Origin of the sequence: Spirulina sp. 06S082, assembly GCF_034932145.1 — a bacterium.
GTDB lineage: Bacteria > Cyanobacteriota > Cyanobacteriia > Cyanobacteriales > Spirulinaceae > CCY15215.
This window is the reverse complement of the sequence record NZ_JAYGHV010000140.1, coordinates 1-23478: the sequence shown is the minus strand read 5'-3', so window position 1 is coordinate 23478 and position 23478 is coordinate 1. Positions and strand designations below refer to the sequence as shown.

At 42.1% G+C, this 23478-nt stretch carries 28 protein-coding genes and 1 pseudogene; 11 read left to right on the top strand and 18 right to left on the bottom strand.

Annotation, left to right across the window (positions count from 1 at the left end; all coding sequences use genetic code 11):
* A partial coding sequence (gene lysS / locus VB714_RS10285; protein ID WP_323223755.1) for a lysine--tRNA ligase occupies positions 1–1569 on the top strand: 1569 nt, incomplete at its 5' end.
* A 60-nt stretch (positions 1570–1629) separates the two neighbouring features.
* Here lysS and cutA read toward each other — a convergent pair.
* The 4 genes from cutA to VB714_RS10265 all read right to left on the bottom strand — a co-directional run bounded on the left by cutA (position 1630) and on the right by VB714_RS10265 (position 5023).
* Positions 1630–1947, bottom strand: coding sequence for a divalent-cation tolerance protein CutA (cutA, locus tag VB714_RS10280; RefSeq protein WP_323223753.1), 318 nt, complete (start codon positions 1945–1947; stop codon positions 1630–1632).
* A 70-nt stretch (positions 1948–2017) separates the two neighbouring features.
* Positions 2018–2869 carry a pentapeptide repeat-containing protein gene (locus tag VB714_RS10275; protein WP_323223751.1) on the bottom strand — a complete coding sequence of 284 codons (852 nt, stop codon included), beginning with the start codon at positions 2867–2869 and terminating at the stop codon, positions 2018–2020.
* A 330-nt stretch (positions 2870–3199) separates the two neighbouring features.
* The gene (locus tag VB714_RS10270) at positions 3200–4273 is read right to left on the bottom strand and encodes a hypothetical protein (RefSeq protein WP_323223749.1); all 1074 of its coding nucleotides are present in this window, start codon (positions 4271–4273) and stop codon (positions 3200–3202) included.
* 72 nt (positions 4274–4345) lie between these two features.
* Positions 4346–5023: an Npun_F0813 family protein gene (locus VB714_RS10265; protein ID WP_323223747.1), complete on the bottom strand. Its 678-nt coding sequence runs from the start codon at positions 5021–5023 to the stop codon at positions 4346–4348.
* Between the two features lie 64 nt (positions 5024–5087).
* Here VB714_RS10265 and VB714_RS10260 point away from each other — a divergent pair, with 64 nt between their 5' ends.
* A complete protein-coding gene (locus tag VB714_RS10260; protein ID WP_323223745.1) occupies positions 5088–5366 on the top strand; it encodes a hypothetical protein in 279 nt (92 codons plus the stop codon).
* A gap of 43 nt (positions 5367–5409) precedes the next feature.
* On the opposite strand, the gene VB714_RS10255 is transcribed toward VB714_RS10260, so the two are convergent.
* Complete coding sequence (locus VB714_RS10255; RefSeq protein WP_323223743.1) at positions 5410–5685, bottom strand: hypothetical protein; 276 nt, start codon at positions 5683–5685, stop codon at positions 5410–5412.
* A gap of 78 nt (positions 5686–5763) precedes the next feature.
* On the opposite strand from VB714_RS10255, the gene psb34 reads away from it, so the two are divergent.
* Positions 5764–5934, top strand: coding sequence for a photosystem II assembly protein Psb34 (gene psb34, locus VB714_RS10250; protein WP_323223742.1), 171 nt, complete (start codon positions 5764–5766; stop codon positions 5932–5934).
* On the opposite strand, the gene VB714_RS10245 is transcribed toward psb34, so the two are convergent.
* Positions 5906–6076 carry a hypothetical protein gene (locus VB714_RS10245; RefSeq protein WP_323223740.1) on the bottom strand — a complete coding sequence of 57 codons (171 nt, stop codon included), beginning with the start codon at positions 6074–6076 and terminating at the stop codon, positions 5906–5908. The genes psb34 and VB714_RS10245 overlap by 29 nt on opposite strands.
* On the opposite strand from VB714_RS10245, the gene VB714_RS10240 reads away from it, so the two are divergent.
* From VB714_RS10240 to VB714_RS10220, 5 genes are all read left to right on the top strand, one after another.
* Entirely contained in the window at positions 6075–6605 is a 531-nt protein-coding gene (locus tag VB714_RS10240) for a phycobiliprotein lyase (RefSeq protein ID WP_323223738.1), read from the top strand. The genes VB714_RS10245 and VB714_RS10240 overlap by 2 nt on opposite strands.
* A 25-nt stretch (positions 6606–6630) precedes the next feature.
* Positions 6631–7554 carry an esterase/lipase family protein gene (locus VB714_RS10235; protein WP_323223736.1) on the top strand — a complete coding sequence of 308 codons (924 nt, stop codon included), beginning with the start codon at positions 6631–6633 and terminating at the stop codon, positions 7552–7554.
* 9 nt (positions 7555–7563) lie between these two features.
* Complete coding sequence (locus VB714_RS10230; RefSeq protein WP_323223734.1) at positions 7564–7776, top strand: hypothetical protein; 213 nt, start codon at positions 7564–7566, stop codon at positions 7774–7776.
* 20 nt (positions 7777–7796) lie between these two features.
* On the top strand, positions 7797–8978 hold the full coding sequence (locus VB714_RS10225) for a nucleotidyltransferase family protein (RefSeq protein ID WP_323223733.1): 1182 nt from the start codon (positions 7797–7799) through the stop codon (positions 8976–8978).
* Between the two features lie 76 nt (positions 8979–9054).
* Positions 9055–9240: a hypothetical protein gene (locus VB714_RS10220; RefSeq protein WP_323223731.1), complete on the top strand. Its 186-nt coding sequence runs from the start codon at positions 9055–9057 to the stop codon at positions 9238–9240.
* 91 nt (positions 9241–9331) lie between these two features.
* Here VB714_RS10220 and VB714_RS10215 read toward each other — a convergent pair whose 3' ends face one another.
* The 3 genes from VB714_RS10215 to VB714_RS10205 form a co-directional block, all read right to left on the bottom strand.
* Positions 9332–9910: a Uma2 family endonuclease gene (locus VB714_RS10215; RefSeq protein WP_323223730.1), complete on the bottom strand. Its 579-nt coding sequence runs from the start codon at positions 9908–9910 to the stop codon at positions 9332–9334.
* A 99-nt stretch (positions 9911–10009) separates the two neighbouring features.
* Positions 10010–10462, bottom strand: a complete 453-nt coding sequence (locus tag VB714_RS10210; RefSeq protein WP_323223727.1) for a tellurite resistance TerB family protein — start codon at positions 10460–10462, stop codon at positions 10010–10012.
* 62 nt (positions 10463–10524) lie between these two features.
* Positions 10525–10974, bottom strand: a complete 450-nt coding sequence (locus tag VB714_RS10205; protein ID WP_416309650.1) for a tellurite resistance TerB family protein — start codon at positions 10972–10974, stop codon at positions 10525–10527.
* A gap of 124 nt (positions 10975–11098) precedes the next feature.
* Here VB714_RS10205 and aspS point away from each other — a divergent pair, with 124 nt between their 5' ends.
* Positions 11099–12883 carry an aspartate--tRNA ligase gene (gene aspS / locus VB714_RS10200; RefSeq protein WP_323223724.1) on the top strand — a complete coding sequence of 595 codons (1785 nt, stop codon included), beginning with the start codon at positions 11099–11101 and terminating at the stop codon, positions 12881–12883.
* A 95-nt stretch (positions 12884–12978) separates the two neighbouring features.
* On the opposite strand, the gene VB714_RS10195 is transcribed toward aspS, so the two are convergent.
* From VB714_RS10195 to crtR, 8 genes and pseudogenes are all read right to left on the bottom strand, one after another.
* On the bottom strand, positions 12979–14235 hold the full coding sequence (locus tag VB714_RS10195) for a polysaccharide biosynthesis/export family protein (RefSeq protein WP_323223722.1): 1257 nt from the start codon (positions 14233–14235) through the stop codon (positions 12979–12981).
* A 13-nt stretch (positions 14236–14248) separates the two neighbouring features.
* Positions 14249–15058 carry a cyanoexosortase B system-associated protein gene (locus tag VB714_RS10190; RefSeq protein WP_323223720.1) on the bottom strand — a complete coding sequence of 270 codons (810 nt, stop codon included), beginning with the start codon at positions 15056–15058 and terminating at the stop codon, positions 14249–14251.
* 33 nt (positions 15059–15091) lie between these two features.
* Positions 15092–16189, bottom strand: coding sequence for a cyanoexosortase B (crtB, locus tag VB714_RS10185; protein ID WP_323223718.1), 1098 nt, complete (start codon positions 16187–16189; stop codon positions 15092–15094).
* A 114-nt stretch (positions 16190–16303) separates the two neighbouring features.
* Positions 16304–17341 carry an ABC transporter ATP-binding protein gene (locus tag VB714_RS10180; protein ID WP_323223759.1) on the bottom strand — a complete coding sequence of 346 codons (1038 nt, stop codon included), beginning with the start codon at positions 17339–17341 and terminating at the stop codon, positions 16304–16306.
* 123 nt (positions 17342–17464) lie between these two features.
* Positions 17465–18367 (bottom strand): annotated as a pseudogene (locus VB714_RS10175) (ABC transporter transmembrane domain-containing protein); the annotation flags it as partial.
* A 5-nt stretch (positions 18368–18372) separates the two neighbouring features.
* A complete protein-coding gene (locus VB714_RS10170) occupies positions 18373–19545 on the bottom strand; it encodes a glycosyltransferase family 4 protein (protein ID WP_323223716.1) in 1173 nt (390 codons plus the stop codon).
* 30 nt (positions 19546–19575) lie between these two features.
* Entirely contained in the window at positions 19576–20706 is a 1131-nt protein-coding gene (locus VB714_RS10165; RefSeq protein ID WP_323223713.1) for a glycosyltransferase, read from the bottom strand.
* 94 nt (positions 20707–20800) lie between these two features.
* Entirely contained in the window at positions 20801–21691 is an 891-nt protein-coding gene (crtR, locus tag VB714_RS10160; RefSeq protein ID WP_323223711.1) for a beta-carotene hydroxylase, read from the bottom strand.
* Positions 21692–22019: 328 nt separating this feature from the next.
* Between crtR and VB714_RS10155 the strand changes: the two genes are divergently transcribed.
* Positions 22020–22175, top strand: coding sequence for a hypothetical protein (locus VB714_RS10155; RefSeq protein ID WP_323223709.1), 156 nt, complete (start codon positions 22020–22022; stop codon positions 22173–22175).
* A 10-nt stretch (positions 22176–22185) separates the two neighbouring features.
* Here the strand turns inward: VB714_RS10155 and fabG are convergent, their stop codons facing one another.
* On the bottom strand, positions 22186–22950 hold the full coding sequence (gene fabG, locus VB714_RS10150; RefSeq protein ID WP_416309649.1) for a 3-oxoacyl-[acyl-carrier-protein] reductase: 765 nt from the start codon (positions 22948–22950) through the stop codon (positions 22186–22188).
* A gap of 103 nt (positions 22951–23053) precedes the next feature.
* Between fabG and trxA the strand changes: the two genes are divergently transcribed.
* Positions 23054–23371, top strand: a complete 318-nt coding sequence (trxA, locus tag VB714_RS10145) for a thioredoxin (protein WP_323223707.1) — start codon at positions 23054–23056, stop codon at positions 23369–23371.
* Positions 23372–23478: the final 107 nt, after the last annotated feature.

Below are 23478 nucleotides of genomic sequence, written 5' to 3'. Positions count from 1 at the left end.
CAAGAAACTTATGCTGATTTAGCTGCGGGAGAAGAAGTAGATATTACTGTTTCTATTGCAGGAAGAATTATTGCACGTCGCGTCTTTGGAAAATTAGCATTTTTCAACTTGCAAGATGAAAGCGGAACGATTCAACTTTATTTGGATAAAAAGCAGATCCAAGCAAAAATGAGCGATCTGCCTAATGCCTTTAATATTCTCAAAAAATTAACTGATGTTGGCGATATTATCGGCGCAAAAGGAACAATTAAACGCACGGAAAAGGGGGAGCTTTCTGTTAAGGTCAACGAATTTGAGATGCTGACCAAATCTCTCCTTCCTTTACCTGATAAATGGCACGGTTTAACCGATACAGAAAAGCGCTATCGCCAGCGTTATGTAGACTTAATTGTTAATCCTCCTGTACGAGAAACTTTTCGCCGTCGTGCTAAAATAACTGCCGCTATTCGTCGTTATTTAGACGAACAAGGATTTATCGAATTTGAAACACCAACTCTGTTAGGAGAAGCGGGTGGTGCGGATGCTCGTCCTTTTATTACCTATCATAATACTTTGCAGATGGAATTATATCTGCGAATTGCTACTGAATTACACCTGAAACGATTAGTTGTTGGGGGTTTTGAAAAAGTCTTTGAAATTGGTCGCATTTTCCGGAATGAGGGCATTTCTACCCGGCATAATCCCGAATTTACTGGACTTGAACTCTATCAAGCCTATGCAGATTATAATGATATCATGGTATTGACTGAAAATATCATTGTTGCTGCAGCTCGTGAAGTTTTTGATACGTTAAAAGTATCTTATCAAAATACTGAAATTGACTTGAATCCACCTTGGCGACGGGTGACAATGACTCAATTAGTTCTTGATGCAACGGGATTAGATTTTGCGAATTTTCAATCTTTTACTGATGCAGAAGCCGCCGCAAAAGAAGCAGGTATTGAGATTCCAGATAATTGTAAGACGATTGGACAATTACTCAATGAATGCTTTGAACAGAGAGTGGAAGAAACCCTAATTCAGCCAACATTTGTGTTGGATTATCCTAAAGAAATTTCTCCTCTCAGTAAGCCTCATCGTACTAAGCCAGGATTAGTGGAACGATTTGAATTGTTTATTGTTGGACGGGAAACAGCAAATAGTTTCTCAGAGTTAAACGATCCTATCGATCAACGAGAACGCTTAGAAATTCAAGCGGCCAAAAAAGCAGCAGGAGATTTAGAAGCCCAAGGAGTTGATGAAGATTTCTTAGCGGCTTTAGAGTACGGAATGCCTCCGACTGGAGGCTTAGGAATTGGCATCGATCGCCTGGTCATGTTACTCACAGATTCTCCCAGCATTCGCGATGTTATTGCCTTTCCTCTGCTTAAAAATACCAGCGCGGTTATTCAATCTTTTGATTACGACTCGGAAAAAAAAATCCTGAAAGTTGAGTTTGGTAACGGCAGTATCTACAAATATAATGATGTACCAGAGGAAATTTATACAGAGATGAAAGCAACACCTTCTTTAGGTCAGTTTTTTAATTCTCAGGTGCGAGATAAATATGGCTTCGATCGCGAAAAATAATGAGTTTCTTTGGGGTGCAATTTCTGCACCCTTCATTATTTTCTCATCTTTCTTAGGTAATTAATTATTTTGCATTGATTCGTCCATCCAATTCAGATAAGACGGAGAGCCAGCAACAATGGCAATCGCAATAATTTCGGGAACTTCGTAAGAGTGAAGTTCTTGAATTTTAGCTTCTAGACGGGAGAATAAAGCGAGATCGGTTTTAATGGTTAATTGCCACTCGCGATCGCCATCTATCTGGCCTTGCCATCTGTAAACCGATTGAGTCGGTGCAATACTAACACAAGCCGCTAATTTCATTTCCACCAGAGTTGAGGCGATCGCCTTTGCTTCCTCCTCTGTCCCTATTGTCACGAAAACAAGCCCATATTGCATTGAGTCCAAATCCCCCCTTGCTAATTAACTGATAATTAACTAATAATAGCTAATGAATTAGTCATTAAAATTATCCAACTCCAAGCCAGCGATCGCTAAAAGAAAAAGAGTGATTATTCTGTCTTAATTTTGTTTCCATTCCTACCGATTTTATCTTTCGGGGCTTCCTTCTGACTTGCTCTAAATCAACCTGTTGCAACATTGCTCCCGTTAAATTTGTTTGATCTAATAACGCCTCTGTAAAATCGGCTCGAGTAAGATTTGCACCTTGAAAATTAACGTTTTGTAAATGCGCTCCTTGGAAATTTGCACCAATCAAATTTGCACCTTCCAAATTTGAGCCACCCAGTCTCGCACCACTAAAATCAACTCCTTCTAAATCAACACCGGCAAGATCGACATCTTTTAGGAAAGTTTGACTCAAATTCACACCATTAAACGAAGCACCGTACAATTTAGCACCAGTCAGTCGAGCCTCATACAAATTAGCCCAATTGAGGTTAGCACCGCTTAAATTGGCTTGTCGCAAATTGACTTTTTGTAGGGTTGCTCCACAAAGATTGCCTCCCCATAAATTAGATCGCCGCAAATTGGCGTAAGATAAATCTGCTCCACTCATTCTTGCTCGAGGGAGCTTGGCATCAACCATAAAAGCCCCGTTTAAGTTAGCTTTGGTTAAATCTGCTTCTATAAATTTACAGCCACTGAGTTTAGCAAAATTCAGATTAGTCCAACTTAAGATAGCTTCGCTTAAATCAGATTTTGTTAAAAAGGCACGACTCAAATTAGCTCCTGTAAGATTGGCATTTTTTAAATTAACGCCAATGAGTGTGATGCCTTGTAAGTCTACTCCACTGAGATCGATCCCCGAAAAGTCTCTCTCTCCTTGTTCGTAGCGTTGAAGTAGGTGATGAACTTTCATACTTCTCAATTCAAATAAGGGATTATGGCTGCTCGAAAGCATTATCGAACTCGAAGCATTTAGGTAAAATTGCTATAAAAAACAACTTTAAAAGTTATCGAATTCCTCAAGAAGGCGATCGCAATTCTTCTCTCGATTGCTCGGGAAATAGATTTTCCGCGATCGCTCTATCTTTATTCTTCCCATTTTAAGGGGTAGAGATCGCCATATTGGCCAAATATAGCTAAATTGTTAAGAAAAGTTTAAAAAATTAAGAGTAGCACCTCAACAAAGTTCGCAACCTTTAACAATCATGGTCATAATTCGGATTGCAGAATTACTCCTGTCGCTTTAATCTCTAACCAGAGAATAAACTTGGCCATCCAGCAACAACCGAGTAATCCCTTTCGCTTGTAAATGTGGGCTTGTTTTTTGGAATAATTGTGAGTCAGGTACTTTAATTACGCGCTGGGAACGTTTGGAAAAACGGCGGGCAATTTTGTGATTGTCAAAAACTGGGAGAGTCTCCTGCTGGAATTCTTCTGGGGGAATATCTCCGAGATCGCTAAATTCTTCGAGGGGTCGAGTAATTAATTCGGCTGCGCGATCGATAACGAGGTAACAGCTACGGGGAAAAGCGGCCTCGGAGAGAGGTAGGATACTGAGATCGGAAAATCGAGATTTTAAATGAGGAAGACTATCTTGTTCTTCCCAATCGTCCTCATCGTCTTCATCGTCTTCATCCTCATCAAGGTCCTCATCAAGATCGGCTAAATCTTCTCCGAGCATTTCCTCGAGGGCATGAACGTCAACATCGGTATCATCTTCAGTATCATCTTCATCCGTGTCGTCTTCCTCTGGTGCAAAATATTTTTGCGAATCCTTACCTTTAACCTTTAAAGTTGGTTTTAAAGTTGGCATTGGCTTGGAGATCGTCGGCGCTGGCGTTTCTTCAAGTTCAGGTTCGGGTTCGGGTTCGGGTTTAAGTTCGGGTTCGGGTTTAAGTTCAGGCTCAGTTTTAAGTTCCGGTTCAGTTTCGCTGGCTGAGGAGCGACGACGACGCGATCGCCTTGCAGGAGAGTTGGTTTCTGGTTCTTCTTCCGGCTTTTCTTTTGGCTCGGCCTTCGTTGGGCGATCGCCTTTTAAACTAACGAGGGAAGGAGTCGCAATGTCAGCTTCTGGCTCATCTTTTTGTTGTTGGTATTGATTTAAAACTTGAGCGGCACCACTGGGAGTGCGACTCAATCGCTTTTGCTGGATGAGTTCTTCATACTCGTTATCAGGGAGGCGACTTTTTAAAAACCGGCTGATAGTAGAACTACTGACACTATATCGTTCTGCCAAAGTTGAGGTGGTTTCTTTAGGCATTCGATACAGATCGAGGATCTCGTTCTTATCAGACTCCGTTAACTTTCTGGGACTCATACTTGTTTGTTGGTTTTTGTTGGTTTTTGTTAGTTTTTGGTTAACTGGTGACGAGGGAAAGTAGCTGGTGTTTTATACTTGCCATTCTTGACCGAGAGAAGATTGTCCCAGCCAACGGATAAACTCTTGCCGATCTTTTTCGCCAATATCCTGTAATACCTCTTCAATGCCTCGAGCAAAGTTAGCATTGCCAAAAAAACTTTTACCGAGTCGATAGAGTTCTTCGAGAAAGAGAGTGAGGTGCTGTTCTTGCCATAATGGAACCTCAAAATCGTCTTGGAGGGGATCGACTTCGATGAGGCGATCGATCGCTTCTTCCGTTTCTGCCTGGGGGATATGCTGGTTAGCTAAAGCGTGGGTCATTTCTTTTTGAAAAACTTTGGCTTGTCGTCCTCCTAAAAGTTCTTCGAGATCGAAGTAAACGGCTTGAAGGAGGAGTAAGCTGGCTTGAATATAGGGAGCCGGAGCGATCGCCTTTTCTCCAGTTTTGGCCTCTTCCTGCAAAATATCAACTTGAGCGCGTTCCCAGACGCTGTGGCGTTTTCTCTCTTGCAAAAGAATGCAGAATTTCCCTTGATTATCTGTCAGATCCTTCCAGAAGTTTTTCGCTTCTTCAGATTGAGCGGCATCGTAAATGCTAATCAGGCGAAAAGTCTGATCTTGATATTTGAGAATGGGAATCTGTCGATCTTCTTGCTTGGGGTGCTGAATGTTGACAATTTCAACATCCTGCCTTTTGAGAATAAACATAGTCGGCTCGAGCGTTTCTGAAGGAGTGCGGCATAGCGGTTAAGAACAATCCAAGTACAATCTTATGATTGGGATTTGGGGTTGCTCGATTTTGCGATCGCCAAGGGGTTGCTATCCTATTGACATCTCCCCGCTTGCAAAAGACGAGGATTTTGGGATTAACCCACCGAAAGCGGGTTTAAACCGCGTTTGTATTGGTCGATTGGCTGGTTCTATGGAAGAGAATTCAGCATCTCTCGACTGCTTCTTTAAGCCCGTCAACAGACTCCTACCTCCCCTGGCTAAAAAATTAGCGGTGAAGTTACTTTTCTGTTGCTCTTCATTGTATCAGAAAACGAGTTAAAACCTGTTTTGTTCCACAGCCATTAGTTTTGCAACTTCAATCGTCATCGTAACGATTCCGGTGCGGGGATTGACAAAATTCTCGATTTGTGTATTTCCTCAAGAATACTTCCCCACCTTAAAATAGGGTCGGAAGGAATGCCTGCATCCATGCGAACCACCTCTTGCTGCAACTTTGCTGTCCGCATTCTACCCTGCCTCTGACGGGGTTTGAAATTTTGGCCAACCCCGATCGCGATCGCCATTGGGATATAACTTAAACTTATATAAACATAACAATAGTTAAAATATTCGTCCTTATTTGTAACGAAATGTAACAACCTATGACATAATGTTGAGAGGTGGAGTAAAACCCCTTGTAAAGACAAACGATTAAAATCAAAAAGGAATTTTAAAATATGCCTTATACCAGAGAAGAAGGAGGACGGCTGAACAATTTCGCCGCAGAACCCAAAATGTACATCGCAGAACCCCCTACAGACAATGAAAAACGGAATTATATCATTATGGGAATGGGCGCTTTAGTATTGGTAAGCAGCGTTATGGCGATCGCCTTCTCAATTTCCTAGATTCTGGTTCTAGATTATTATCCCAAAACCGAACAAGAGGGGCGATCGCGCGATCGCTCTTTTTATTGGCAAAAAATTCAGAAAGCGTGAGAAAATAAGAAAGCATCAGATTTTCATTGTAGTTCTTGGCTTTGTTTTGCATGGATATTAAAACTTTTTTAACGAATTCCGAAGGTGAATGGTTTTCTCAACGCACTCGCTATCAAGTAGCGGTGGAAGAACCGGATAATAGTAAATCAAATTTAACAGTAGAACTTCTTGTTGACGATCCAGGGATTGTAGGGCTTTGTCAGCAATATAATATTAGTGCTACGACAATTTCCTTTGGGATTAAAACCAGTTGGGATACTTCTGTTGACTGGGGAAAACCGAAACAAGTGGGCTCCAGTTTTTGGGCGATCGTACCCGATGAAAAGGATGGGAAAACTGGCAAAGTATTGCGATCGGGACAAGGACAAAATGCTAGTTCTCAAGGAGTCTATGCCATTGGTGCAGATAGTGCTTTAACGCTAACGATCCAAGATAATAATATTTGTACAGAAGAACGTCTTTGGTTTGCCAGCGAAAATTTGCGCTTGCGGACATTATTGGTCAATAATGGCCAAGAGTTTACCCAGATGGCATTTTATTCCGAAATTCGTCGCATAACCGTAAAACAGACGGATAGCTAATAACTTATTAATCATTGAATATCTGATGAAACCTCTCATTTTTGGCATACACGGACTGGCGAATAAACCCTCTAAGGAAACCCTTGAGGCTTGGTGGAAAATGTCCATTATCGAGGGACTGGTTAAAAATTGTCAAGTTTCTGCCCCAACATTCGACTATCGGATGATTTATTGGGCAGATTTACTGCATAAATATCGCTTGCATGATGATGAGAATTTCTCCTTCGATTCTTTGTATAATAAAGAACCTTATATTGAAGCGAAAACTGGTTCTTTAAAGGAATATAAAGAGAGTTGGCGCGATGAACTACAACGGAAACCTTTAGAAATTATCGGTAAGTCTCTTGATTCATTTCGATTGCGTTTTGAAATAGATGTTCTTTCCAATCCTCTTTTGAGTAATTTAATGCGAGATTTGCATTTTTACTACGATAGCGATCGCAAGATTAAAAACCGCCAAAATCAACCGCAACTGATGCGAACTGTAGTTCTCAATGAATTAAAACAGGCAATTCGAGAAGCGAAAGATCGTAAAATTGCTGTTATCGGTCATTCAATGGGATCGATTATAGCCTATGATGCCTTGCGCGATTTGGGACAAAGCGATCCCGATTTAAAAGTTGCTCATCTGATTACAATTGGTGCGCCTTTGGGTTTGCCCTATGTTAAAGGTAAAATCATCAAAGAACGAGGTTACGATCCTCGAGTTCGCACCCCTTCCATTGTAACAGAAAGTTGGGTAAATTATGCCGATAAACGCGATGTTATTGCCCTCGATGCTCATTTAGCTGATGATTATGAAGCTAATGATTTAGGCATACAAGTGGTTGATGATGCGATCGCAAATGACTATATTTTACCGAATGGCTGGCCGAGTTATCATAAGTCTTACGGTTATTTGAGAACGCCAGAATTTTCCAGGTATATTAAATCTTTTTTGGGACTGTAAAACAAATGTTTGTCGATCCTCAAGATATTCCAGAAACTTCCGGATCGAGTTATCCGGAAGTATTTAAAAGCTCTCATCAATCGCAGCGATCGCGATGCAATTTATCTGGAAATTGGCGATCGCACCTCGGGAGATACTGTCATCTATCCTGACGATGATTTGCTTGCAGAAATGGGAGAGAAAGGCTGGAAGTTCACCCGTAAAAATGGAGAGGCTTATTAATGAAAAATAATTGAATACTCATGACTCCAGAAATCGAATTATTATTATATTGTAGTCCCACTCAAATTACATCTCAACAAGAAGAAAAAATATCTCAATTGCTGCATAATCCTGCTTTAAATTGGCAAATGTTATTGGATAGCGCACATTATCATAATATTGCACCTCTGTTATATTGGACTCTCAACAAATTGAACTGGGAAGGTGTACCCGAAGCAATGCGATCGCAATTATCTTTAGCCTTCCAAGCCAACCTCAGTCATAATTTTTTGGTCACATCTACTTTGGTTAAAGTTTGTCAGTATTTGCAAGATAAAAATCTTAGCATAATTCCTTTTAAAGGTTCGCTTTTAGCAACAAGAATTTACAATAATATTGCCTTGCGTCGCATACGAGATGTAGATTTATTAGTTAAAAAAGAAGACTTCTTCCAAGTTAAGCAACTTCTGATCGAACAAGGCTATTATCCTTACGATCGCTTGAACTTAGCGCAAGAAAAACTACGCTTGCAAACCAATTATGAAGATGCTTTAGTTAATTCGGAAACAGGAATAAAAATTGATATTCATTGGGGCTTTCATCCTCCTTATTTTGCCTGCAATATTCCCATTGATGATATTTTTCAGCGTGGGAGAATGACCAAGATTAGCACAACAGAATTGCTCGATCTGGCTGCTGAAGATTTATTGCTCGTTTTATGTTTAAATGGCGCTAAAGATGGTTGGTTTGAATTACAGAGAGTCTGTGATATTGCAGAACTTTTACAGCAAGAAATGACTCTCAATTGGCAAGAACTTTGGCAACGAGCGAGGCAATTTAATTGTGCTAGAATATTATTGCTAGGACTTGAATTAGCTCGAATTTTCTTGCATAGTTCAATCCCAGAAAATATGATCGAAGAAATTGAAAAGGATCGCACTGTTAAACAATTAAGCACACAAATTTATCAGCGTCTGGTTAATAATACAGAACAGGAATATACTTTACTCCAACGTGCTTATTTTCCTTTACAATTACAACGGGGACTTAAAAATAAACTTTATTATAGCTTCAATTTACTCCTTCCGATTAACGAACGCGATCTAGAGTTAATTATCTTACCTCGCTTTCTTTTTTGCTTATATTATCCTCTGCGCTTTATTCGCTTACCCATCAAATACGGATATGCGATCGCCAGAAAAGCAATGGAGAAGAAAAGTTAAGATTTATTTCCCGATCGCCTCATTCGCGTATAATTAAGAATTGATTCTCTCAAATTCTAAGATGGAGATAACAACAATGACAACGCATTTTATTACCGCAGAAATCGACCTACAAGAAACACCAATTAAGTTAAAGCAAGAAATTGAGGCTGAATTAGAGAAACGCGGCGAACCGTTGCGCTGGGCAATTACTGAGGTAGATACGGAAGCACAAAAAGCTAAAGTTGAAGCAGTTGTTACTGTGAGTTCTCCAGAAGCATAATTCAGAGAATAATCAAAAGAATCATCAGCATTGGCGATCGCATTTTTGACTTGAGGAAAATACAGGCGATCGCCGTATAATCTTTTGAGAATTATTCATTAGAAAAACTCAACCAACTAAATAATTCATTAACCGATAATTGCCAATTTTTCAGAACTTCAAGGACGGGTAATATCTGTTCGCCTTCTAGCAATTCGGGTTCTTTTCCAGGATGGAAAACCAACACAGAACGGTCTTTAGGGTCAATCAACCAACCTAATTGAGTGTTATATTTTAGGCAGTATAAAATATTATCGATAACGCGAACAGTACTTTGGTCTGGGGAAAGAATCTCAATAGTCCAATCCGGGGCGATAGTGACATCATCTTGCATTTCAGCGCGATCGTCAAGAGGCAGATTTTTCCACTCAAAAACCACAATATCAGGAACAATAGAACGCACGCCAAAGGAACAACGCAATTCAGGAAAACTATAAGCAATTTTTTGAGATGCTGCAATTTGATTAATTGTTTCACCAAGGCGACCTTGCAGTATGCTATGTTTACCTTTAGGCATAGGTTTTTGATGAATATTTCCGTTGATATACTCCCTTGCAGGTTTTGTTTCCGGTAAGGCTAAAAATTTTTCTAGGGATATTGCGTCGATCTTTGCGGGTAGGGAAACAGACATTCAAATTTTCTCTAAAAACATCTCTGCTTGAGTATAACAATGCTTCTTGACTTTGGGCGATCGGGAAAGGCGATCGCCTTTTGAAAGAACAAGAGATTTTTATCCCTTATTTTTAATTGTCATAACCTCAATCACTTTATTAACTTGATCTTGAGGTAAATTCAACGCCCGACAAAGACTTCCTAATAATTCTTCCTCCTCCTTGGATACTTGTCCATCAGCCAGAACTAAATCCGTGGCGATCGCAAAAGTTGTATCGTAAAGATCGTGAGGTAAAGTCGCAAGTGCTGCTTCAAAAAGTACCGCCCCTCCTTGTCTTCGCAATGTTCCCCCGAGTTTATCAAACATCCGGCGCATAACATCCACAGAATAGCTGCGAAAGAGTCTCATACGTCCCAAAGTTGCATTGAGCAAGCTAATTTCATCATCCGCTAAATACCCATCGGCTGCAACAACTAATAGCATAATAGCTGCAAATGCGTCGGCGGGACCGAGGGTAATTTGTTCGACATTAACCTGGCCACTATTGCGAAATTCATCGAATAATCCCATGATTTTCTCCTTTTATTGATTCCATTACTTGATAAAAAGGCGAGTTTAGACTCGCCTATATTTTATCCTTTATTTTTAATGACCATAACTTGAATAATATTGTTTACTTGGTCTTGCGGTAAATTCAAGGCTCGACATAAACTACCTAATAATTCTTCTTCTTCCTTCGACACTTCCCCATCCGCTAAAACGAGGTCCGTGGCGATCGCAAAGGCTGTCTCGTAAAGATCGTGGGGAAGTGTCTCAATAGCAGCATTAAACAGCACGTCGGCACCATCTCGGCGCAAAATACCCGAAATGTTATCAAACATTCGGCGCATGACATCAACGGAATAGCTGCGAAAGAGCTTCATACGCCCCAAAGTAACATTGAGCAAGCGAATTTCATCATCAGCAAGATAACCATCTGCTGCAACCACCAAAAGCATAATAGCTGCAAAGCCTTCGGCGGGGCCGAGGGTAACTTGTTTCTGGATGCTTCCACTTTTGCGGAATGCGTCAAATAAACCCATTAATCTTCTCTCCACGATCGGCATTCCCGATCTATGATGAACCACAAGAGAAGATAATGGGCAGAGTGTGAAGTTCTGTTACTATAGATAACCGCGTTATTTTTTTTGTTAAACCCCAAGTCCTATGCGTACTGAATATTGTTCTTCCTTGCAAGCCAGTCATATCGGCGAAACTGTCACCCTTTGCGGTTGGGTCGATCGCCGTCGGGACCTCGGGGGGGTTATTTTTATCGATTTGCGCGATCGCACGGGAACCATTCAAATTGTTAGCGATCCCGAACGTACTCCCGAATCCTATCAAGATGCGGATGCTTTGAGAAATGAATATGTAATTGAAGTCACAGGAAAAGTCCGCCAACGTCCCCAAGACTCGGTTAATCCTAAAATTGCTACGGGAGAAATTGAAATTTTCGCCGATCGCATTACACTCCTCAACCGGGTTAGCAAACAATTACCGTTTCAAGTCTCTACGGTAGACACGGAGACGGTTAAAGAAGAATTGCGCTTGAAATATCGTTATTTGGACTTGCGACGCGATCGCATGACCCGCAATTTGATTTTACGCCATCAAGTGGTTAAGGCAATGCGGCGCTTTTTGGAGGATGAAGAGCATTTTATTGAGGTAGAAACCCCAATTCTCACAAAATCCACTCCTGAAGGGGCGCGAGATTATCTCGTTCCTTCGCGGGTCAATCCTGGACAATGGTATGCTTTACCTCAATCGCCGCAATTATTCAAGCAAATGTTGATGGTGGCGGGATGCGATCGCTATTATCAGATCGCACGCTGTTTTCGCGATGAAGATTTACGCGCCGACAGACAGCCGGAATTTACACAATTAGACATGGAAATGAGTTTCATGTCAGAAGACGAAATCATCGGGTTAAATGAAGCATTAACCTGTTACATTTTTAAAACTGTTAAAGGCATCGATTTACCCCGTCCATTTCCTCGTTTGACCTATAAAGATGCAATGGCAAAATATGGGACAGATCGCCCCGATACCCGTTTTGGTTTAGAATTAGTTGAAGTTTCTCAACTCTTAAAAGATAGCGGTTTTAAAGTTTTTTCTGGTGCAGTTAAAAAAGGCGGCATTATTAAAGTGCTTCCTATTCCCGACGGCGATAAAATCTCTAATGTACGCATTAAACCCGGTGGAGATTTGTTTACAGAGGCGACTATTGCTGGGGCAAAAGGGATCGCTTATATTCGCGTCAAAAAAGATGGTAAAATCGACACGATTGGCGCAATTAAAGACAATCTCAGCGAGGAACAAAAAGGAGAATTATTGGCAAAAACTGGCGCAAAAGAAGGCTATTTGCTCTTATTTGGAGCAGGAGAGACGGAAATTGTCAATAAGTCTTTAGACCGATTGCGTCAAGTTGTTGGGGAGCAAATGGGACTGATCGATCGCGATAAATTAAGTTTACTCTGGATTACCGAGTTTCCTATGTTTGAATGGAATGGAGATGAGAAGCGTTATGAAGCACTTCATCACCCCTTTACTGCACCCCATCCTGAAGATTTGGAGGATTTAACAACAGCAAGGGCGCAGGCTTACGATCTGGTTTACAATGGTTTGGAAATTGGTGGCGGAAGTCTGCGGATTTATCAAAAAGAAACCCAAGAAAAGGTTTTTGAAACAATTGGCTTATCGAAGGAAGAAGCTAACGAAAAGTTTGGTTTTCTCTTGGAGGCATTTGAATATGGTACCCCTCCTCATGGGGGCATTGCTTATGGTTTAGATCGCCTAGTCATGTTGTTAGCTGGGGAAGAATCTATTCGCGATGTTATTGCTTTTCCCAAGACCCAGCAAGCGCGATCGCCTCTCACTGATGCACCTGCAACAGTTGACGAAAAACAATTAAAAGAATTATATGTGCAATCAACTTATGAACCGGAAGAATGAAAATTAAGTAGACCTAAACAACCTGCGCCGCTAACTAGCAATTCGTGTCGGGCTGAATCGTAGGATGCGCGGCGCGTTTTGCTCAATTAGTTCCCCTATTGGTTTACCGAAGGATTAAACAAATTGTTCGCACTATCACTCAATTGATCGAAAAAGAGCAAGAAACCCAAGATATCGCGAAAAGGTTGCGTAAAAACATTTAAGGTATACGTCAACTTAGCCAGTAAACTGCGATTGACCACAATGACATCGTGATTTTTGAGGGGGATATCTTGACTTAAATCCCCCAAGAAGGCTGCTTTTCCGTCTAAAATTTGCGTCACGGCTCGGCCTTGTTCGGGATCGAAACGAACTAAGCCAATTTTACGCAGATTGGAGGTATCTGAAGCCGGATTGAGTTGCGCGATCGCATCGACAAAAGTAGAACCCCCCGGTAATTGGATTTGACCGATACCCCGGCCGGGATAATTGAGCACCCGAACGACAATAAAGGGTTGAGCAATATTAGAACGAGATGCTAAAAGACTATCGTAGTCTTTCTCTTCTCCTAATTCAAGTTCGGGAACAATGACAGCATCCCCTCCCTGCAAAAATAGCTCCGGTTGCGGTTGTCCTTGAATTAAAGGGGTCAAAAAATCTACTTTCCGTTCGAGTATTGTGCCATCTACTAAAGTGCGGCGTACAATAATCTCTCTTAAATCTGCTCGCTCAAGACTACCTTGAGCAGTTAAAATTGCATCAACAGGATCGGAACCAAAAGGCAGAACATAATATCCTGGCTTACTCACAGCGCCTAAGACTGTCACAACCGTCTCGCGAGGACTTTCTAAATTCACAAAAACTTCTGGAGCTTCTCTGAGGAGACGAGCGCCCAATTCTAAACTAATTTTGGTCTTGGCCTCTTCCACCGTTAACCCATTCACTTCAACTGCACCTAAAAGCGGAATATTGACATTGCCTTGGGGGTCGATGCGCGTAGCCGTTTGAAATTCTGGAAAGCGAGGCACCGAAATCGAGATCGCATCATTAATCCCCAACAGATAGCTATTGAATTGATTAGAGGGAGGGTCGTCAAAAGGAGAGGGAATATATCCCCGAGGGGGTACGGAGTTATCGGGATCGAAAGTTGCCGGGGGATCGGCGATCGCCTCTTCGGGAAAGAAAGGTTGTTCTCTAATTTCCTCAGTAGCACTATCGGGATTTTCTGTATTAGGGGGAAAAGATTGACCCCAACTCTCTGTTATTAAAACCCCAGCATTGCCAGATAAGGCGATCGCCAGACTGCAAAACAGAGAAAGTGAAGAAATCGGCCAGGGAGACTGGCGGTAAAATACTTTTTTTGGGTCCCTCATGCGCTTTGTTGGTTTAATTTTGGCTCGAGAAAACATTCTGCATTAAGCTCGCTTGTACGCTTTTCGCTAATGCTTCTACATCGGACTGCACCATATCTAACGTACTTTTGGGATCGACCGGAATTCTCAGAGTGACAGCGATCCAAGGAATTCGCTTTTTTTTGAGTTGCGCCCGTTGGTCGAGCCAAAACCAATGGGTGTGGGAATAATGCCCCCCCTGCCCCCAAGAATACCATTCAACCACCGCAACGGTTTGAGGAATGCCAAAGGGAGAACGGCGACTCTCCCTCGCCAGGGACAAATTAGCGCGAACTTTAGCTTTCATTTCCCCTGTTTCAACGGCAAAGTTCAAGGGACGCTGAGAATCAATCTTCCATTTAAAAAAGCCATCCATATCAACCCATTCCACACCGGGATGTAGCTTAGGATCGGTTTGCGGAAACAAAAAGAGAGTGATATCTCGGCGATCGCTTTGGCGGAGAATTTGTCCACTCCAGTCGTGACCGCCAATTTTTAGTTTTCCCGTCTCAAGGGTTTCCCAGCCGGAAACCTCGAGACCGCGATCGCCAACCTTGCGAATTCGATCGAGATTCTGCACGGGAAAAGGTTTTTGCCACGGCGCTTTGATTTCCCATACTGGGAGTTTAACCCCAGCAATAGAAAGATTAGACCAATTCCCTTGCCAATAAGCGGGAAGGGCGGCGATGGCCAAAATGATAACCAAAATAATGACAATCCCTAATTTGGCTTTTGAGCCTCGTCCTTTCAGAGAAAATCGCGGCGATCGGGGTTGAGACTCGGATTTAAGCGGATTCATATTCATGCAAAATTCATAATTGAGGATTATCGAAAGTTATCACTCATCGGAATTGTCCGATCGCCGATCCACCTCATCTGTTTCTGGTCTTTCTTGGGCTGAAGGCGTTGCGGGTTCTGACTCGGAGATACTTTCTGTTTCTTTAGCCGTCTCTTCCGGTGGTTGAGACCTAGAGGTTTGACGGGAACCTCCTGTTACTAAAGCCAATAAATCTTGGGGTAGATCGAGAATTGCACCATAGTCGAGAATGCCAATAATCTTATCTTTTTTGTAGTAAGAGTTAAAGCGTTCGATAATATCGAGCCAGACCACGACCAGTGCTAACATTCCGAGGGAAATCAAGTCCCCACCCAGCCCCGCATGAGTCCACTCAAATAAACCGGGAAAGCCCATACCGTGTAAATAGGTCAAGAGAGTATTGCGAAAAATATTCACGCTGATACTAATAACGATCGCGCCAATGGCGAAAAAGACAATTTTCTTGCGCGATCGCCAGAGTCCTGTCCAATGGAGTAACATTGCCCCAACATAGAGACTGGTAAACAACATTTTCAAACCCGCACAATAGGGCGCGACTTCAATCAATTTATCTTGAACCGTGATGTAAATCCCTTCTACGGCAATATCGGGGACGTTGATCGCATTGAGAATAAATCCCGCCGTCCCCGCAATAAAGGCTTGTAGCGGTATCGTAAAAGGGGTAATCAGATAAGGAATACTATTGGGAGTCGCAAAGAAAATCAGACCGAGGGAAAAAGCATTCAGCTTTAACCCTGGAACTCCTTTCAGCCAGAGGCAGATCCCCGCCAAGACGATAGGTAACGAGAGGTTAACCAATTCTATCGTCCCAGAAATATAAAAAATTGCTCCGATTACCAGCAATGCTACGCCAACAGGATGGGAACGATCGCTTAAACGTTGCCATCGTTTGCGGTTCGACCAAGCGATCGCCGCCGCGTAGGGTATACCGATTAAACCATGACTGAAATATTCGTGTTCGGTGCTGATACTCTTGTTCACCCAGCCATCAACCCAGTGAAACAGGAGGGGTAGGTAAAGCAAGAGTAGTAAAATGGCGATCGCCAAGTTCAGCCAATGGCGATCGAGAATTGCAGGCAGTTTTTGTTGGCTTTGCATGGTTGCTATCCATCCTTTAAAGGCAGTCTATCCCTTTATAGTCGATGTTTTTGAAGGTCGGGTGAAAAATTCGTAATTTTTAATGCCCCTGAGTCAAAATAACTCCAAAATTATTCAAATATCTCGCTTGGATAATTTCGCGCCATTTTCTTCATAAAAGGAAAGGGTTTTCAGTAGTTGCAAAGCGGATTCGTAAGATTCTTCGATTAACTCTTCTCGCTCTTCTGGAGTATCAACTAAGTCCTCTAGCACCAGTTGCAGAAGCCCTAGCATAGCATTCAGTCGCGTTCTTACTTGATAGGATAATCGCGTTCTGAGTTCGTGAGAAGCGCGCAAGGACGCTCGAATCAAGGCAGCATTGGTTGGGAGTGCGATCTTCCTGGCTTTTTTCTTGCCAAATTGCATTTCGTATAGTTTGGCATACTGGCCGTCGAGAGCGAGTAATTCTTCGTGGTTGCCTAATTCTACAATTCTTCCTTTTTCCATCACGGCAATTTTATCAGCTTGTCGCACGGTGGAAAGACGGTGAGCGATCGCGATGGTGGTGCGATCGCGGCAAAGTTCGTCGATGGCTTCTTGTACTAATCTCTCGGAAATTGTATCTAAAGCACTGGTAGCCTCATCAAGAATCAAAATCTCTGGATCGTGCAAGAGGGCGCGGGCAATGGCCAAGCGCTGTCGCTGTCCTCCAGAAAGCATGACCCCGCGATCGCCGATTTCTGTCTCGAATCCTTGGGGCATTTCCATAATAAATTCATAAGCATTGGCACGTTTTGCCGCATCAATAATCTCAGCTTCTGTTATCTCGTTTTTGCCATAAGCAATGTTATAGGCAATTGTATTATTAAATAAAAAGGTTTCTTGACTAACAACCCCCATCGATCTTCGCAGGCTGCGAAGCTGAAAATCTTGCAGATCGATGCCATCTATGGTGATGCGTCCTGCATTAGGATCGTAGTATCGGGGAATTAAATCGACTAAGGTTGACTTTCCCGCCCCAGAAGAACCTACTAAAGCAACGGTCGATCCTTTGGGTATCCATAAGTCGATATCTTGCAAAACCCATTCATCATGGTCGGGATAAGCAAATGATACTTTTTCAAAGCAAATGCCTTGTTTGAGAGATTGAAATTGCCGCTCTCCTTTTTTCATAATCGGTTTATTATCTCGTCGCAAAAAACCCGCAACAATAGCAGCGCTGTAAGCAAAATTGACAAATCTACTGCGATCGCCATTTAACTGCCCGACAATAGGAATCAGGCGAAAGAGAGTAACCAAATAAATCAAAAGAATCGTGGAAACCGATTGCAGGCGATCGGCAAAGAGGTAGCGGCCGATAATAACAATGGCTAAAACAACGAAAATTCCTGCGATTTCATTGATGGGGCTAATAATGGCATAATTAGCTTGGGACTTAAATTCAGCTTCTTCTCGTTCTTGGATAAAACTGGCAATTTTTTGATATTCCGAGTCCTCCATACTTGCTGTTTTGATTAAACGGATGCCAGAAAGAATTTCTAATAGTTTTCATGAAAATGCGCTGGATTTCTGCGAGACAACTTTCCCATAAGCCTTGGCTTTTTTGATCAGATATTGATTGCTCAAAGAAATACATCCTAGAAGAAATGTAGCAATTACAGTAAGCTGCCAAGATAAAAATAATAAAATCCATAAAAAGACCAGAATAGTGATGGCAGAAGTCAGCATTTTAAGGGCAAATTTAATTGCATTTACGGTTTTTCCGACTTCTTGATTTAAGAAATTAATAATATCGCCTACTTTGGTTTTACTATAATAATCAAGGTCTACTTCTAAGAGTAGTTTTAGACCCTCTAATCGCATTCCATTGACTAAATATTGGGATAAATAACTTGCAATAATACTCGTTAAATAGATCGTGAGATTTTTTAAAACAATAGCGAATAAAACCACAACCAGCATGGCGAGATATTTCCAATCCCCCGGAAAGCGATCGAAAAAAGCAAATATATGTTGCAAGAATGCCGGACCCCTTTTTAAAAGTTGCTCGTCTTGACCGAGAAACCCCAACACGAGAGGAACAATTAAAGCGGTACTGACTCCGTTAAAAATTGCACTTGAAAATCCAGAAAGAACGGTTAAAACTACTAAAACTGGATGCCGGAAGGCAAATTTGAACAAGAATCGATTGGGAGTCATTAGATTTATCCGGAAAGATTCGCGATCGCTTCTTTTAGAATAGCAGCCATAGCATCAACACTATAATACTGCACGCATCTTTCTCGTGCCTTGCGTCCAATGGCGATCGCTTCGTCGTAATTTTGAAAAATTGTCTCGATCTGCGCGGCAATTTGCTCGGGGGAACTGGGATCCGCCAGAAACCCTGTCTCCCCTAATATATCAGGAATATCGCCAACACGAGTGGAGATGACGGGTTTGGCCATAGCCATGCCATCTCCAAGTTTAATGGGAAACTGCGCTCGGGCGACGGGGGTATCTCGTTGGGGAACAATAACAATATGAGCGGCTGCAACGACTTCGGGCATTTCATCTAAGGGAATTGATGGTAGTTTAATCAGCCACGGTTTCCCTTTCTCCAATAACTGTTCTAGATAACCATCGCCAATTGGGGTTCCTCCGACTAAGACAAATCGCAAATCTGGGCGATCGAGTAAGTTCAAGGCCTCGATAACGTCTTCGATGCCTTTATGAGGTCGTGCGGTGCCAGGAAACATTAAAACACGGTATTCAGACAGTCCATATTTTGCGCGACTTTCTTCCGGATTAAATTTTTCTGGATCGAATAAACGAGTATCTTTGCCATTAGGTAGATAAATACCGCCATAGCGATTTCGCAAAAATTCTGTATCAATGGTAACAAGATCGGCTTTGGCGACGAGTTGTTCGCACCAGCGTAAATAAAGGGGATGTTGGGGATCTCGCAATGCTCCGTCTTTTTTGAGAATATCGCGAGCGACTTTTTTCGGATTAGCTTGATATTGCCAGTCATCACCCCCAAACCAACTTAATTCCCAATCATCAATATCTAAGAGAAGAGGACGTTTTGAGAGAAAACGTTTGAGTAAACCAATGCCAAAGCTGGTGGGTTTGGGTTTAACTGCATAAATAATATCTCCATCGATCGCCTGGATAAGCTCTTGGACAGACTGAAAAAATTGCGGATAGTTACAGCCTTTAACCCACTGAAGCGGAAGTTTTTTGGGGGGAATAGGGTAGAGTTGTTCTTCAAACAGACAACCAAAAACTTTGACGCTAAAATCCAGTTGTTGCAAAACTTTAGCAAGGAGATAAACTCTGGTTGCTGCTCCACCATGTAAGTTCGGCGATAGTAAGGAAATTTTAGTTTGCGAAGACATAAGCAAATATTTATTGATATATATCTTGAACTAGATCGAGGTCGCAAAATAATTGGCGATCGCTTGTTGAATTTCTTCCTTAAATTTTGTGGTTGAGAAGAGAGAGTTTCTTTGTTGGAGTATTTTGACTAGAGATTCTTGGCGAGGGCGATCGCTTAAAACACTGACAATTTTTTCGACTGCTTCGTTAGGATTGCTAAATAATAATTCCTCATTCTCTGACCCGACAATTTCAACTTGTCCCCCTTGACGGCGCACGAAGGTAATTGCACCTGCTTTCACCATTTCGGCAATAGAAATACCAAAGGGTTCCATTTTATAGTGAATGCCATATTTACATCGTGTTAAAACTTTGACATATTCTGAATAGGGTAAGTTTTGATAGAGTGTAATCCAATCAGAATTTTCCGCAATTGTCTTGTATAGCCGACGTTGATACCCGACTGCATAAGTTCCTCCTCCTCCTCCCGTTAAGTAAAGTTTAATCTCAAAACCGCGATCGCGCACTTGTTTTAAAATTTCAATAACCCGGTGAGGTTCTTTCGCTTCCGCCAGTCTGCCGCTACAAATAAAAGCGTTTTCTTTGGATTCCCAAGGGATATCTTGAACCTCTAAAACAACCGGAGGATAAACCACTGTTGATTCGCAACCATAAACGTCTTTAACAGTTTCTCCTACGACCCGAGAATTAACCAAACACACATTATTTTTAAGGGAAGAGAGGGAAAAATCAGAAATTTTATGCGCGAGGGCATTGCCTTCAATAACTTTTATCCAGTGAATGTATTGAATCCCTTTCTTTCCTAAGTCAGTAGCGTTATAACCTGAAATCGGTAGATCGTATTCAGAGCAATGTTTTTTAAAGACACGGATAAAGATGTGAAAGAATAAGATTTTCGCCAATTCATTGTTGACAATCAAAAAATGAATAAGTTTGCGAAATTTAACATCAAAAACAACTCGAATTTTTAGGCAATCTTTTGTTAGCTGAGTTCCATACATGGAATTCATTTCGTCAAGATCGATATCCGTCAGGGTAAATAGGGTTAAATCGTAATCTTCTTTGAGTGCTTCTAATATCCACAGTCCGACCGCTTCGGCTCCTCCACCCATAAACAAGGGATAAAATAAAACAATTTTGGGAATCTTATTCGCATTCATCTTGATTAATATATTCAGGAACGACGAAACGAGAGACGAAACGAGATCGGGTTTTTGCACTTATTTGGCGATCGCCACCTACCAAAAAGGGAATTTATTCAGATTCTTTCTTTTTCCGGTGAAAACGAATGCCGACAAAAAAATCGTAGAGAAAGCTCCAAAAATCTTGTCCTTGAAAAATCCCCAAAGAGAGAGGACTGCCTTTTGATTCTAACAGAGGTTTTGTAGCACGATAAGCAGGTTGGTATTTATACCAGGGAATCGACGGCCAAAGATGATGAACGAGGTGATAATTTTGTCCCATAATCATTAGATTAAGAATAGGACTGGCATAGACTCGGGCATTTTTCCAGCGACTTTGTTCGCGAAAGGGACGATGGGGGAAATAATCAAAAAAGAGTCCCAAGGTAATTCCCACAACTAGGGCAGGGACGAACCAGTAGTTAACAATATAGGAGAAAAAATGATAGTGAATTGCCACCCCAATTAAAGCTGCAACGCACAAACGACTGAGAAACCATTCTAGCAGTTCGTATTTTCGCCATAGACGGCGTTTAAAAAAGAAAACTTCGTGATAAAAGAAACGGGGAGCAATGAGCCACAATGGACCTCCCGTTGACACGAAATGGTCGGGGTCATTTTCGGGATCGTTAACGTTGGCGTGGTGCTGGAGGTGAACGCGAGTAAAGACGGGAAAGGCAAAACCCAGAATTAAAGCGCTAATATGTCCTAAAGCAGAATTAATAATACGGTTTGCATGGGCGGAATTATGAGAAGCATCGTGGATGACCGAACCCGATAGATGCAAGGCAAGAACATTGAGCCAAAAACTCAACCAATGGGGCCAATTCCAGAGAAAGTAACCCCCACTTGATGTGGTAAGTAGAATTACTGCCGTCATACACAGGAAAACATTAGGATTCAATCCTCCTGGTGCTAGTATAAATTCCTTGGGAACGGTCAGAGGCTTTTGCGCCACCTGCATCGTCTGCCTTGCTCCTTTAACTTAAAGTTTATTTGGGTATTGTAGGATAGAACGGGTTCAAGTTAACACTCGAAGCGGGAATTACCCATTCATAAACTTTGATAGCCAAATTTAATAGTTCAAGTCGCATTAATTACTACAAGGTATTTCTGTTCTAGATAATACTCCCAACAATATGCGATCGCAGTACAATTTTGCAATAGCACGGACAACTCCTAAGAGAGGAGTAAGAACAATATGCGATCGGGCAAGATAATGATGGTGCATATCGACAATTAACCTCTAACGATCGCGGGCATTAGGCGATCGCGCCATTAGATGCTGAATTTTGCTATTAACTGGGGAAGAACGAGCAGAAAAAGCAGGGCGATCGCAGCGAAAAGCTGTTTCTCGCTTATCTAATATGAGATTAAATCCCGAACAAATTGCCGAAGCCTTAAATTTATCTCTAGAAGAAGTTAAGGCGATCGCTGCTGAAACCTAATCGCCCATTCCTAAGCCATGACCATGCCGCCATCGACATTAAAAACCTGTCCGGTAATATAAGCGGCGGCGGGATCTGCCGCGAGAAATCTTACCATTCCCGCAATTTCTTCCGGTTGTCCGTAACGACCGAGAGGGATATATTTGAGGATTTCGTCAGCTTTGAGGTCATTGGTCATATCGGTTTCAATAAATCCAGGGGCGACGGCATTGACGGTGACACCGCGACTGGCCATTTCTTTGGCAATGGTTTTCGTAAAGCCAATAACGCCAGCTTTTGCCGCACTGTAGTTCCCTTGACCGGGGTTGCCCATTTGTCCGGCAACTGAGGCAATATTAATAATGCGACCGCTACGCTGTTTTAACATTAATTTACTGACGGCTTTGCTGCAGAGAAAAACTCCGGTTAAGTTGAGGTCGATAACGGCTTGCCAGTCTTCTAGTTTCATCCGCAATAATAGGGTATCGCGGGTAATTCCGGCATTATTCACCAAAACATCAATACGCCCGAATTTACTTTTAGTTTCCCCGATCAGATTTTCCACTTGGTCGGGTTGGGAAACGTCTCCTTGTAGGGCGATCGCTTCTCCTCCGGCGGCGGTAATTTCTGCTACGACTTCATCGGCGGAGTGCCGCGATCGCGCATAATTTACGGCGACTTTTGCCCCTTCTGCGGCTAGTGCCAAGGCGATCGCGCGGCCGATGCCTCGAGATGCCCCGGTCACGATCGCGACTTTCTCTTTCAAGTTTTGTAAATTTTCTGGCAAGACTTCCATAAATAACTTGACTCTCTTCTCTTAAGGTTTGCCTAATCTACAATCTCGGATTTTTGCCCTAAAATCAACTTATTCATCCTTTCTCTTTCTTCTTGCGACAATAATGGCCGTCAAAAAACAGTTCTCCAGCTTTCAAGAATTACTCGCCCAAACCGCCAAGCCCGTGTTAGTCGATTTTTATGCCACTTGGTGCGGTCCTTGTCAACTTATGGTTCCCATTCTCGAAGAAGTTAGCCAACAGATCGGCGATCGCGTACAAGTGGTTAAAATCGATAGCGACAAATACCCTCATCTTGCTTCCCAATACCGGGTAGAAGCCTTACCCACTCTTGTTCTCTTCAAAAATGGCGAACCCGTCGATCGCATTGAGGGGGTACGACAAGCCCCCCAATTAATTCAGCATTTACAATCTCTTATTTAAAATTCGACTGCAATGGGAAAACCGCCAGTTAAATAAAAACTAGCGGTCTTTTTTATTTTCGGAAAGTATTAACGGGGTTTAGAGACCAATTCATCTTATCTTATAAA

Bases quoted from the DNA above. Each gene is read 5' to 3' on its own strand.
- trxA (WP_323223707.1), top strand. From the start codon at position 23,054: ATGGCCGTCAAAAAACAGTTCTCCAGCTTTCAAGAATTACTCGCCCAA.
- VB714_RS10220 (WP_323223731.1), top strand. From the start codon at position 9,055: ATGACAACGCATTTTATTACCGCAGAAATCGACCTACAAGAAACACCA.
- VB714_RS10275 (WP_323223751.1), bottom strand. From the start codon at position 2,869: ATGAAAGTTCATCACCTACTTCAACGCTACGAACAAGGAGAGAGAGAC.
- crtB (WP_323223718.1), bottom strand. From the start codon at position 16,189: ATGCAAAGCCAACAAAAACTGCCTGCAATTCTCGATCGCCATTGGCTG.
- cutA (WP_323223753.1), bottom strand. From the start codon at position 1,947: ATGCAATATGGGCTTGTTTTCGTGACAATAGGGACAGAGGAGGAAGCA.
- VB714_RS10235 (WP_323223736.1), top strand. From the start codon at position 6,631: ATGAAACCTCTCATTTTTGGCATACACGGACTGGCGAATAAACCCTCT.
- crtR (WP_323223711.1), bottom strand. From the start codon at position 21,691: ATGCAGGTGGCGCAAAAGCCTCTGACCGTTCCCAAGGAATTTATACTA.
- VB714_RS10180 (WP_323223759.1), bottom strand. From the start codon at position 17,341: ATGAAAAAAGGAGAGCGGCAATTTCAATCTCTCAAACAAGGCATTTGC.
- VB714_RS10240 (WP_323223738.1), top strand. From the start codon at position 6,075: ATGGATATTAAAACTTTTTTAACGAATTCCGAAGGTGAATGGTTTTCT.
- VB714_RS10225 (WP_323223733.1), top strand. From the start codon at position 7,797: ATGACTCCAGAAATCGAATTATTATTATATTGTAGTCCCACTCAAATT.
- VB714_RS10260 (WP_323223745.1), top strand. From the start codon at position 5,088: ATGATTGGGATTTGGGGTTGCTCGATTTTGCGATCGCCAAGGGGTTGC.
- VB714_RS10245 (WP_323223740.1), bottom strand. From the start codon at position 6,076: ATGCAAAACAAAGCCAAGAACTACAATGAAAATCTGATGCTTTCTTAT.
- VB714_RS10170 (WP_323223716.1), bottom strand. From the start codon at position 19,545: ATGTCTTCGCAAACTAAAATTTCCTTACTATCGCCGAACTTACATGGT.
- VB714_RS10210 (WP_323223727.1), bottom strand. From the start codon at position 10,462: ATGGGATTATTCGATGAATTTCGCAATAGTGGCCAGGTTAATGTCGAA.
- VB714_RS10165 (WP_323223713.1), bottom strand. From the start codon at position 20,706: ATGAATGCGAATAAGATTCCCAAAATTGTTTTATTTTATCCCTTGTTT.
- VB714_RS10195 (WP_323223722.1), bottom strand. From the start codon at position 14,235: ATGAGGGACCCAAAAAAAGTATTTTACCGCCAGTCTCCCTGGCCGATT.
- VB714_RS10215 (WP_323223730.1), bottom strand. From the start codon at position 9,910: ATGTCTGTTTCCCTACCCGCAAAGATCGACGCAATATCCCTAGAAAAA.
- VB714_RS10190 (WP_323223720.1), bottom strand. From the start codon at position 15,058: ATGAATATGAATCCGCTTAAATCCGAGTCTCAACCCCGATCGCCGCGA.
- psb34 (WP_323223742.1), top strand. From the start codon at position 5,764: ATGCCTTATACCAGAGAAGAAGGAGGACGGCTGAACAATTTCGCCGCA.
- VB714_RS10270 (WP_323223749.1), bottom strand. From the start codon at position 4,273: ATGAGTCCCAGAAAGTTAACGGAGTCTGATAAGAACGAGATCCTCGAT.
- VB714_RS10265 (WP_323223747.1), bottom strand. From the start codon at position 5,023: ATGTTTATTCTCAAAAGGCAGGATGTTGAAATTGTCAACATTCAGCAC.
- VB714_RS10205 (WP_416309650.1), bottom strand. From the start codon at position 10,974: ATGGGTTTATTTGACGCATTCCGCAAAAGTGGAAGCATCCAGAAACAA.
- aspS (WP_323223724.1), top strand. From the start codon at position 11,099: ATGCGTACTGAATATTGTTCTTCCTTGCAAGCCAGTCATATCGGCGAA.
- fabG (WP_416309649.1), bottom strand. From the start codon at position 22,950: ATGGAAGTCTTGCCAGAAAATTTACAAAACTTGAAAGAGAAAGTCGCG.